Annotated in this window: 5 protein-coding genes; 4 read left to right on the forward strand and 1 reads right to left on the reverse strand. The window is 65.9% G+C overall.

Features of this window, described 5'->3' with window-relative positions:
- Window positions 1–2: 2 nt before the first annotated feature.
- The 4 genes from FYK34_RS10440 (at window position 3) to FYK34_RS10455 (ending at window position 9,652) form a co-directional block, all read left to right on the forward strand.
- Window positions 3–4,445 (forward strand): PAS domain S-box protein, encoded by a 4,443-nt coding sequence (locus FYK34_RS10440; protein ID WP_149296299.1) that lies wholly within the window; start codon window positions 3–5, stop codon window positions 4,443–4,445.
- A 199-nt stretch (window positions 4,446–4,644) separates the two neighbouring features.
- Window positions 4,645–6,369 carry a GGDEF domain-containing protein gene (locus tag FYK34_RS10445; protein ID WP_168209711.1) on the forward strand — a complete coding sequence of 575 codons (1,725 nt, stop codon included), beginning with the start codon at window positions 4,645–4,647 and terminating at the stop codon, window positions 6,367–6,369.
- Window positions 6,370–6,503: 134 nt separating this feature from the next.
- A complete protein-coding gene (locus FYK34_RS10450; protein WP_149296301.1) occupies window positions 6,504–8,747 on the forward strand; it encodes a M9 family metallopeptidase in 2,244 nt (747 codons plus the stop codon).
- A 170-nt stretch (window positions 8,748–8,917) separates the two neighbouring features.
- Window positions 8,918–9,652: a helix-turn-helix domain-containing protein gene (locus FYK34_RS10455; protein ID WP_231137240.1), complete on the forward strand. Its 735-nt coding sequence runs from the start codon at window positions 8,918–8,920 to the stop codon at window positions 9,650–9,652.
- Window positions 9,653–9,952: 300 nt separating this feature from the next.
- On the opposite strand, the gene tssA is transcribed toward FYK34_RS10455, so the two are convergent.
- Window positions 9,953–11,008, reverse strand: a complete 1,056-nt coding sequence (gene tssA / locus FYK34_RS10460) for a type VI secretion system protein TssA (protein WP_149296302.1) — start codon at window positions 11,006–11,008, stop codon at window positions 9,953–9,955.
- Between the last annotated feature and the right edge of the window lie 3 nt (window positions 11,009–11,011).

Below are 11,011 nucleotides of genomic sequence, written 5' to 3' on the forward strand. Positions count from 1 at the left end.
CGATGAAGCCGCCCGAGCGTTTCCTGTTTAAGGTTAGACGCCTGTTGCCTCCGCGCGCTCGCAAAATCGCCGCCTCCTTGCTGATCGTGGCCGCGACGTTGGTTCTGCAGTATTCGGCCTGGCAATTTCTGCAACCTTATGTCTGGATTCTGTTCTACCCGGCCGTTTTCTTCGCCGCCCTGACCACGGGGCTGGAAGGCGGCCTGCTGGCCACAGGCTTATCCGCCGGACTGGTCTGGCAGGTTTTCCTGCCGCCGGAGGCCAGGCAAGCCGCGCCGTCCCACTTGGCCTCGGTGATGGTTTTTCTCGCCAATGGCGCGGCGCTGAGCGTCTACAGCCATCGCGCCCGCTTCCTGGTGGCCGCGGCCAAGCAACTGCAGGGTGAGCGGCGCTACCGCGCCTTGTTCGAGAACAGCCAATACGGCGTGCTGCTGATGACGGCGGGCGGCGCCATCCAGGCGGCCAACCAGGAAGCCCAGCGCATCCTCGGCCGCGATGAGTCCAGCCTGCGCCGCCTGGGTTGGAGCGGGCTGCTGGCGGAGGATGAACCCGCCTCTCTGCAGGGCGAAAACGGCATCGCCATGGCAGACCAGCAACGGGAAGTGCAACTGCGCAACGGCGACCGCGTCTTCCCGGCCGCCGTGTCCTTGCACGCCTACACCGATGAAAACGGCCGTCCGGCCTGCAGCGCGGCCATCCGCGACCTGTCCGCGGACAAGCAGCTTGCCGACGAGCTGCAACGGCAGCAGGCGCTGCTGCGGGCCATCCTGGACAACTCCCCTGCCGCCATCTTCGTCAAGAACCTCGCAGGGCAATATCTGCTGGTCAACCGCCGCTTCATCGACATCGTCCAGCTGGACGACGCGCGCCGCGAAGGCTTCACCGATTACGACCTGTTCCCTCCCGCCATCGCGGAACGCCTCGTCATCGCCGACCGCGACGTGCTGGTCTCAGGCGAAGCCCTGCAACTGGAAGAAACGGTGCCGCAGGACGGCGAACCGCGTACGTATCTGTCGCTCAAATTCCCCCTGCGCGATGCCGGCGGCGCCATCCACGCCATCTGCGGCATCACCACCGACATCACGGAGCGCAAACGCGCGGAAAACGACAACCACCGACTGGCCGAAGCATTGGCGCAATCGGCGCAGGCCACGTTGATGACCGATGCCGAGCAGCGCATCACTTATGCCAACCCGGCCTTCGTCAAACTGATGGGCTACGATGCCGCCGAGCTGCTAGGCACGCCGGCCAGCCGCTTCACCGCGCCTGACGACCTGGCGCAACGGGAGGCACTCCAGCGCCTGCTGCTGGCGCAGGGCTACTGGTCTGGCGAGCTGGCGCGCCTGGACTGCCATGGCATGGCCATCCCGGTCTACGCCTCTGTCGCCGCCATCCGCGGTCTCGATGGCGCGTTGGAAGGCTTTGTCGCCAGCTACGCCGACCTCAGGCCGCTGCGCGAACAAAGCCGGGCCCTGGCGGAGAGCCAGGCCCGCTATCAAACCGTGCTGGACAACGCGGCTGACGCCGTCTTCGTCGCCGACAACGCGGGCCATTACGTCTATGTCAATCATCAAGCCTGCGAACTGCTGGGCTACACGCAAGCGGAGCTGCTGGCGATGCATATCCGCGACGTCACGCCGGAACAGGATGCCGCCCATGTGGCCCAGGCTTTCCAGGCGCTGCTGGCCGGCGAACACGTCACCACCGAGCTGATGCTGAAGCGGCGCGACGGCGAGCTGCTGCCGGTGGAAATCAACGCCATCCGGCTGCCGGACAGCACCCTGTACGGCGCCTGCCGCGACATCACCGAACGCCGCCGCGCCGCGGAGGAAATCCGCAAGCTGTCCCTGGCCGTCGAGCAAAGCCCGGAAAGCATCATGATCACGGATCTGCAGGCCCGCATCGTCTACGTCAACGCCGCCTTCACCCGCAATACCGGCTACGAAGCAGACGAAGTGCTGGGCCGCAATCCCAGGCTGCTATCTTCCGGCCTGACCCCGCGCCAGACCTTCGTCGATCTCTGGCGGCATCTGCATGCAGGCCAGGCCTGGAGGGGAGAACTCTTTAACCGGCGCAAGAATGGCGACGAACTGACGGAACTCGCCTACATCTCGCCCATCCGTCAGGCCGACGGCCGCATCACCCACTATCTGGCATTGCAGGAAGACGTCACGGAAAAAAAACGGCTGTCCCGGGAGCTGGACACCTACAGACAGCATCTGGAAGAGCTGGTCGAGGCGCGCACCGCCGAGGTAAGGGATGCCCACGCCCGCCTGCAATTGACGCAGTTCGCCATGGACAGCGCGGGCATCGCCATCCAATGGGCGGACCCGGACAGCGGCCGTTTCGTCTACGCCAACCACCAGACGGCGGCCATGCTGGGCTATAGCGAGGAACAGTTGCTGGAGCTGACCGTATCCGACATCGACCCCAATTTCTCGCCCGCCGCGTTTCGCGACGCCATCAAGCGCCTGCAAGCCGAGCGCTGCATCCGGTTTGAAAGCCAGGTGCAAACACGGCAAGGCGATGCCATCCCGGTGGAGGTGACGCTGTTTTACGCCGAGGGCGACGGGGAAGCCCCTGATCGCGTCATCTCCTTCTTCATCGACATCAGCCGGCGCAAGGAGGAGGAATTGGCGCTAGTGCGCGCCAAGGAGGCGGCCGAACGCGCCAACACGGCGAAATCCGCCTTCGTCGCCAATATGAGCCACGAAATCCGCACGCCGATGAACGCCATTCTGGGCATGGTCTACCTGCTGCGCCAGGGCGAGCTGCCGCCCGAGCAACAACACCGGCTGGACACCATAGACCGCTCCGCCCGCCACTTGCTCAGCCTGATCAACGACATACTGGACCTGTCCAAGACCGAGGCCGGCAAGCTCCAGCTGGAGCTGAGAGACTTCGACCTGGCCCGCTGGCTGGAGGAAACCGCCGACATGGTGGCGGAGCAAGTCCGCGCCAAAGGGTTGAGCCTGAAACGCGAAGCCGCGTTTCCGCCCATGGTGGTCAGAGGCGACGCCACCCGGCTTGCCCAGTGCCTGCTGAACCTGCTCAGCAACGCGATCAAGTTCACCGAGCGAGGCGAGATCGGCATCCGCGCCGAACTCGTCGAAGAACTGACAGACGGCTTGCGCGTGCGCGTCTCCGTCCGCGACAGCGGCATAGGCATAGATCCGGAAACGCTGCCGCGGCTGTTCCACGTTTTCGAGCAGGCCGACGCCTCCACCACCCGCCGCTACGGCGGCACCGGACTTGGACTTGCCATCACCAAGCGCCTGGTCGAACGGATGGGCGGAGAGGTCGGCGCCGACAGCCATCCCGGCCAGGGCAGCGTATTCTGGTTCACGGTACCTCTGGCCAGGGGCGAACAGCCCCTCCCCGCCTCACCGTTCAGCCCGGCCGCGCCAGCCGGCCGCTGGGACGGCCTGCGCGTGCTGCTGGCCGAGGACGACCCCATCAACAGCGAAGTGGCCCAGTCCCTGCTGCAAAGCGTGGGCCTGCGCGCCGAGGCCGCGGAAGACGGCGCAGCCGCCGTCGCCCGTTTCCTGGCCCGGCCGCAAGACTACGCCTTGATTCTGATGGACTTGCAAATGCCTGGCATGGACGGTCTGGAGGCCACCCGCCTCATCCGCGAGCGGCCGGAAGGCGCGCAGGTCCCCATATTGGCGATGACGGCCAGCGCCTTCGCCGAAGACCGGGCCGCCTGCCTGGCCGCCGGCATGAACGACTTCGTCGCCAAGCCGGTGGAGCCGGCGCAACTGTTCGCCGCGCTGGGCCGCTGGCTGCCGCCGCCCTCCTCTCCCGCCGCGCCCAGCCCAGCAGACGCAGCAGACGACTTGAAGGCTCGCCTGGCCGCCATTGCCGGCCTGGACCTGGAGCAAGGCCTGGCCTGCCTGGGCGGCAATATCGTCAAGTACCGCGCCATGCTGGGTCGCTTCCTGGACGCGCACGGCGGCGACGCCGAGCGGCTGCGCGAGCGGCTGGGCCAGAACGACGCCGAAACGGCGCAGCGGCTCGCTCACACGCTGAAAGGCAGCAGCGGCATGCTGGGGCTGGCGGCCGTGCAGGCCGCCGCCGCCGAGCTGGAAGCCGAACTGCGCCTGCCGGATGGGGCAGTGTCTGCGGAGCCGAGCGGACGGCTGCACGATGTGGAGGCGGCGCTAAGCAGTTTAGCTGCCGCGCTGGCCACCCTGCTGCCGCCGCGCAGCGCCAACCCGGACCGCGCCATGCGCGACAGCGAGCGCTCGGACTTGCTGGACCGGCTGGAGCAAGCGCTGGCCAGCGGCGACTTCAGCGCCGCCGCCCTGTTCCGCGACAATCTGCCGCGGCTGCGCGGCGCTTACCCCGAAGCGGCCCTGCAACCGCTGGAGCACGGCATGCGGGCCTTTGACTTCGCCGCCGCGCAGGCGGCTTTGCGCGCCTTGCGCGGCGGCAAAACGGATTGAAAACGGCCTAGCGATGACCTGGCGCACGCCGGGGCCGAGATCGCCCATGCTCACGCGTGGCCAGCCGTCCGGGCATTGGCGCGCGGCGCCATGAATAGCGGGCGGCCACAGGAAAGTTCGCTTCAAAACTGTCTCAGCACATATACTCAATCTTGCGCGCAAGCCGGCGCCGGCCCGCCACGACTGAATGAAACGAACCATGCGCTTGTCCAGAATTTTCACCTTAGTCTCTGTCGTTTTGTTCCTGCTGGTCAGCTTGCCTTTGGCCTGGATCATCGATACGGAATGGGCGGTCCACCGAGCGACGCAGGATGTGATGGACACCCTGGGAGTGATCCAGCTGGCCATGGTGGCTGCGGAAAAGGTTTCACTGGAGCGCGGACCCTCAAATATTCAGCTGTCCTCACCCAATGACCCCGACGCTCATCAAAAAGTACATCAGGCCAGGCTGGAGACCAACCAGGCGCTGCAGGCGCTAGCCGCGTCTCTAGCTGGCGTGGACTCCAGCGAGCATAAACTCGCCCTGGAATATGTGCGGCAAGCGCAACAACGTTTGCGGGTAGCGCGCCAGGCGGTAGACGGGAACCAGATCCATGCCGCCAAAGAAACGGAGCGCATCATGGGTGCCGTGCAGCGCATGTTCGATGTGGTGCCTGCCACGCTGCAGGCTGTCGGCACCTTGTCCACCCACGCGATCAACATCCACCCCCAACTGGCCACGCCGTTGGGCGGTGCCCTGCAGGCCGTGGAGCTGAGAGAATACGCCGGCCGCATCGGCTCCCATCTGACGGCTGCCATGACAGAGCACAGGCCACTGACCGCCAAGGAAATGAAGTCTATAGACGAGCTGCGCGGGCGCATCTATCAACTGCGCGACGATATCCGCCTGCGAAGCGGACTGACCGCCACCGCCGCCGACACCTTGCGCGCAGCCGACCGCATGGACGCGATCTATTTCCAACAGGGCCTGGCCCTGATTAACGTGTGCGTGGAAGCCAGCGAGCACCACCAACCCGTGCCGCTAGACACCGCGGACTTCGTCGCGCGCTTCGTGCCCACCCTGTCGTCCATCGTCGAACTGCGCAACGCCATGATGCGCTCCGCGCTGGAAGAAGCGCGGGCGCGCCACCGCAGCTCTTTTCGCCATCTATTGTCAGCCATCGGGCTGGGCCTCATTGCCATGCTGGCCCAGTTGGCGCTGTTCTGCTTTCTGCGCTGGCGCATCGTCCGCCCTCTGCTGACCTCTGCCCGCCTGCTCGGCGACATCGCCCATGGCCAGCTGGACGCCAAGATTCCGCGCCATCGCCATGCTGACGAAGTGGGGAAAGTGCTGGGCGCGATCGAGGTCCTGCGAAGCCGCATCCGCGAGAAGCACGCCCTGGAGCAGGAAAAACAGCGCTTGATCGAGGAGTTGACCGAGATTTCCCGCGTGGACTTCCTGACCGGGATCGCCAACCGGCGCGCCTTCACTCAGGCGGCCCACGCCGAGATCGCCCGTGCGCGGCTGCACGGCGAATCGGCCACGCTGATTCTGTTCGACATCGACTACTTCAAACAGGTCAACGACACCCATGGCCATGATGCGGGCGACGCCGTGCTGTGCCATGTCGCCGCCATCGCCGCCCAGACCTGCCGCGAAGGGGACCTCATCGGCCGCTACGGCGGCGAAGAATTCATCATCCTGGCCGCTGGCGGCGCGGCGACAGGCCGCGCGCTGGCGGAGCGGCTGCGAGCCGGCATCGAAGAACGGCCCCTGGCGCTGGGCGTACGGCAAACCTTGTTCGTCACCGCCAGCTTCGGCGTCGCCACGCTCGACGCCGGCCATCAGACGCTGGAGTCCCTGCTGTCCGCCGCCGACAACGCGCTCTACCTGGCCAAACGACAGGGACGCAACCGGGTGGAAGTGGTCGACCCCTGCGTCTAGGCCTCATGCGCGGCCATGCGCCGCCGGATTTGGCAAATCTGCGCGCGCCGGCGCAAAGACGCGCCAAGAAAGCCGCCTTCAGGCTTGGCATGCTTTTTCCGTCAGGGATGCCCCCTGATTCTCCGGAGACAAACATGCCAAGACTCACTCTCGCCGCGTTGTGCCTGGCCCTGTCCGCCGCCTTGAGCGCGCCAGTCCAGGCCGCGCCGAAAATCTACAAGATGCCGCACCAGGCGCAGGCCAAATCGCGCCAACCCGCAGCCCCCCGCCTGTGGCGGCAATTGCCGCCTACCGACTTCCAATCGCGTTACCGGCTGCAGGACAAGCGCAGCGTGATAGGCAAGCCCTCCAAGAAGCTGGCGCTCCACGCCGCCACCGCGCAATGCCAGGACATGAACGCATTGGCCAGCCACAGCGGCGCCGATCTCGCCAACTACCTGGTCTCCCTGCCCGACTACACCTGCACTTACGGCCTGTTCGCGCTGGACAAACCGCTGGCCGCCACCATCTACAGCGCGGCCAACCTCAACGCCGCGGCCAGCCGCTTCTCCCAGGAGGCCGCCGGCTACAACGCTTCGTCCATGGCCCTGGTCAACCTGACGCTGTATCTGCGCGCCGGCTACTACCTGGCCGGCAGCGGCACCCTGCCGGCGCTGGACCCCAATCTGCAAACCACGCTGCGTCCCGGCATCAAGCAGCTGGCCGACGGCGCCGCGCTGTTCGCCGCCAACGCCCAGGCGCCGACCACGGCGCACGAGGTGATGACGCTGATCACCAATATGGCGGACGAGGCCTATTACCTGCCGTCCATGCGCGCCATCGTCCAGCGCTACACCAATACCGCGGCCAATCCCAACGCGGCGCAAGCGCTGCGCGAAACCACCGCCAGCCAGGGCTTCACCGGCGCGCTGACCGTATTGTTCTACGCCCACGGCCGCGGCGCGGCCCTGCCCTTGCTGCAAAACGACGGCAGCTACTCGGCGGCGCTGACCCAGTTCGTCCAGGCCGACAAAGCCAGCTTGATCGGCACGGAAAGCGCCTTCCAGCTGGGCGACGCCACGCGCGAAGGGCTGCGCTTCATGCAGTACCCGGCCTTGTTGCCCGCCATCAAGCCGCAAGCCAAGGCGATACTGGCCGGCAGCAGCATGACCGGCGCCGACAACGAGCTGTGGCTGGCCGCGGCGGAAGCAGTCAAGTACTACGACAATGCCAACTGCTCCGAATACGGCACCTGCAATTTCGAAACCAAGCTGGCCGACGCCGTTCTGGTCAACCGCTACACCTGCAGCCCCACCATCCACATACGGGCCCAGGAAATGACCACGGAGCAGATGCAGTCCTCCTGCGCGCTGCTGCAAAACGAGGAGTCCTACTTCCACCAAATGCTGCAGACGCATAACCAGCCAGTGGCCAACGACAACAACACCTCGCTGGAAGTGGTGGTGTTCGACGACTACAACAATTACTCCAAATACGCTGGCGTGATCTACGGCATCAGCACCGACAACGGCGGCATGTATCTGGAAGGCAATCCGGCCGATCCGAACAACCAGGCCCGCTTCATCGCCCACGAGGCCTCCTGGCTGCGCCCCGCGTTCAAGGTATGGAACCTGGAGCATGAATACATCCACTACCTGGACGGCCGCTTCGACATGTACGGCGACTTCGCCGCCGCCACCCAGCAACCCACGGTATGGTGGATAGAAGGCTTGGCCGAGTATCTGTCCTTGCGCAACGACAACCAGACCGCCATCGACATCGCGAAGACGGGCAACTACAAGCTGAGCCAGATCTACGGCAACACCTACGATATGGCGGATTACGTCACCCGCGCTTATCGCTGGGGCTATATGGCCACCCGCTTCATGTTCGAGCGCCACCGCGCCGACATCGACGCCATGCTGCCGCTATGGCGCAAGGGCGACTACGCCGGCGGTTACATGGGCTGGATGCGGCAGATCGGCAGCCGTTACGACAATGAGTTCGCCGCCTGGGCGCAAAGCGCCACCACGGCAGGCCAGCCGCCCTTGCCGCCCAACACCGGCCTGCCAGCCTGCCATGAGGCCTATCCGGAACGGCTGGGCAAGAACTGCTCTCTCTCCGGCTTGTCCTCATCCTACGCGGCCTACGCCACCATCCTGCTGCCGGCCGGCGCGCGCAATCTCAGACTCTGGACCAGCGGCGGCAGCGGCGACGTGGACCTGTATGTGGCGAAGGACCGCTATCCCACGCCGTCCAGTTATGACTTCGCCTCGGCCCGCGCGGGCAACGAGGAGTCCGTCAGCATCGCGGCCCCGCAGTCCGGCCATTGGTATTACCTGACCCTGCAGGCGAAACAACCGTTCTCCAACGTTTCCATCAGCGCCAGCTACGAGTAAAGCCTAGCTCATGGCCGCGGCGGCGTTCCGCCGCTGCGGCATTTCTTGCAAATTGCATGACGATGAACCATCTTGTTTTAAAGAAATGCCATTGGAATTCACATGGCAGAATCATCCCTCGCCACGGCGCGGGGGACTTGCGCAAGGATCGTTACGTCATGCACATGCCCATGCAGCAACCGCATCTGGTTTGCGACCTGGCCGCCGCCCGCGCGATGGCGGCCCTGTTCGACCTGCTCCCGGATGTCGTGTTTTCAGTCAAAGACCTGGACAGCCGTTATCTGGCGATCAGCCAAGGCTGCGTTCCTCGCTGCGCCTTGCGCAACCGTGGCCAGGCCGAGGGCCGCACCGCGCACGAGCTGTTTCCCCAGGCGATGGCCAACCGCTACCGCGAACAGGACACGCAGCTTTTTTCCGAGCACATGCCGCTGCGCAACCGGCTGGACCTGACGGTCTACCCCGACGGCGCCGCCGGCTGGTGCCTGACCAACAAACAGGCCCTGCTGCATCCGGACGGCAGGCTGTTGGGCTTGGTCTGCATTTCCAAGGACCTGGCCGACCTGACGCGGGAAAAACTGCTGGACGAACGCTTCGCCGCCTGCGTCGACCACATTCATGCCCACTACCATCGTCCGCTGCATCTGGAAGAGCTGTGCGAGCTGTCCGGCCTCAGCATCGGCCAGCTGGACAGAAGAATGAAGCGGGTGTTCCAGCTGCGCACCGGCGACTTCATCCGCCTTACCCGCATGGACGCGGCCTGCCACGCCATCCGCCGCGGCTGCGAGCCGCTGGCCGACATCGCCGCCGCTTGCGGCTTCTCCGACCAAAGCGCGCTGACCCGGCTATGCCGCCAGCTGCTGGGGCTGAGCCCGCGCCAGCTGCGCATGCGGGAGCGCGGCGGCTGAGCCGGCCGCGCCGCCGTGCCGCTTAGAACGCGCTCACGATCATGGTGGCTTGGCGGATGGCCCATTTGGGTTGCCGGTGCAACCCGGCTCGCAGGAAGGGGATCTTTGTTCCGTGGCGCAACCGGTCCGGATATCCCGGCCCCACCGCAAGCCTGCCCCGAGCCGCGGCTGAACGCTCTGCGCGCGAATCTTGGACTCGCTCAGCGACAGGCGCTAGCGTCAAATCGCCCAAACAGGCAGCCGCTTAAGACCCTGGACCTGCCACCCGACGGCAGGCATGAAAGGATCGTGAACAGGCTGTTAAGGCAACACTCCCAGCAAGGACCACAGCCGGCGCGCCTCGGCATCGCTGGCCAGCAACTCGGCCAATAACTCGCGCAGGGGCTTGTCTCCCCACTCCACCGCGCGCTGGATCAGATAAGGCACCGGGCTATGCGGTTCGGTTCGCGCCAGATAGCCGGCGATCAGGCGCAGCTGGCGATAAGCCTCTTCGCGATTGGCCGGCTCCGCTTGCCGGTCACTGGCCGGCTGAGCGGAGACATCGCGCTCGCCGGTGGAGGGCGCCGCTTCTGCGGCGGCAGGAAGAGAAGGTTGCATCGCGCCTAGCTCCTGAAGCGTCTGCATGAAATGATCCAGCGCCTGGCGCAGGGGCTGGAACGAGGGCGCGTCGGCAGGCATGCGCGCATCGCACCAGGCATCCAGCGCCTGCAGCAAGAGGCGTGCGTCCGTCAGCGCGGCGGCCTCCCGCGACGCCGGCGGCAGCGTTTTCACCCAGCCTTCCAGTTGCCGGCAATCGTGCCGGGCCGCCCGGCCATCCGCCTCCGACAGCCGCAAGCGGCTCCACTCGCGCCAGACGGCAAGAGTGGGCACCGTCACCTCGCGGGGCGGTTCCGCGTCCAATAGCGGCAGTTCCGTCTCCAATACTTCGGCATAGACACGGATTAGCCAGGCCAGCGGACCGCTGCGGAAGGACATGTCCCCGTCCTTGGGCAGAGGATGCACATCATCCCAATAGCGCTCGCAATATCGCAGCAGCAGCGCCAGCGCGTCGCGCAGCCCTTCCAGCCCGCGCCGGTGCAGCCAGGCCTCGCCCAGCCAGGCCGCCACCGTCAGGTCCTTGCCCCTCTCCATCAGCAGCCGCCCGGCCAGCGCCTCCACGCCGGCCCAGTCCGCCTGCTTCAACGGCCGCTCCCAAACCCCTGCGGGCAGCGACGGGTCATCCTGCCTTCTCAATTCCCGCAGCTCGTCATATTCCGTCGCATAGCGCAGGGCCTCGCCGCAGGGCGCGTCATCGGCGATGGGCCGCAGCAAGTCCGCCAGCCGCCGCTCCGCCTCTGCGTCCAGTTCAATGCTCATGCC

Origin of the sequence: Chromobacterium paludis, assembly GCF_008275125.1 — a bacterium.
Taxonomy (GTDB): domain Bacteria; phylum Pseudomonadota; class Gammaproteobacteria; order Burkholderiales; family Chromobacteriaceae; genus Chromobacterium; species Chromobacterium paludis.

Excerpts from the sequence above, each read along its gene's own strand:
- tssA (WP_149296302.1), bottom strand. The coding sequence starts at position 11,008 with ATGAGCATTGAACTGGACGCAGAGGCGGAGCGGCGGCTGGCGGACTTG.
- FYK34_RS10455 (WP_231137240.1), top strand. The coding sequence starts at position 8,918 with ATGCAGCAACCGCATCTGGTTTGCGACCTGGCCGCCGCCCGCGCGATG.
- FYK34_RS10450 (WP_149296301.1), top strand. The coding sequence starts at position 6,504 with ATGCCAAGACTCACTCTCGCCGCGTTGTGCCTGGCCCTGTCCGCCGCC.
- FYK34_RS10445 (WP_168209711.1), top strand. The coding sequence starts at position 4,645 with ATGCGCTTGTCCAGAATTTTCACCTTAGTCTCTGTCGTTTTGTTCCTG.
- FYK34_RS10440 (WP_149296299.1), top strand. The coding sequence starts at position 3 with ATGAAGCCGCCCGAGCGTTTCCTGTTTAAGGTTAGACGCCTGTTGCCT.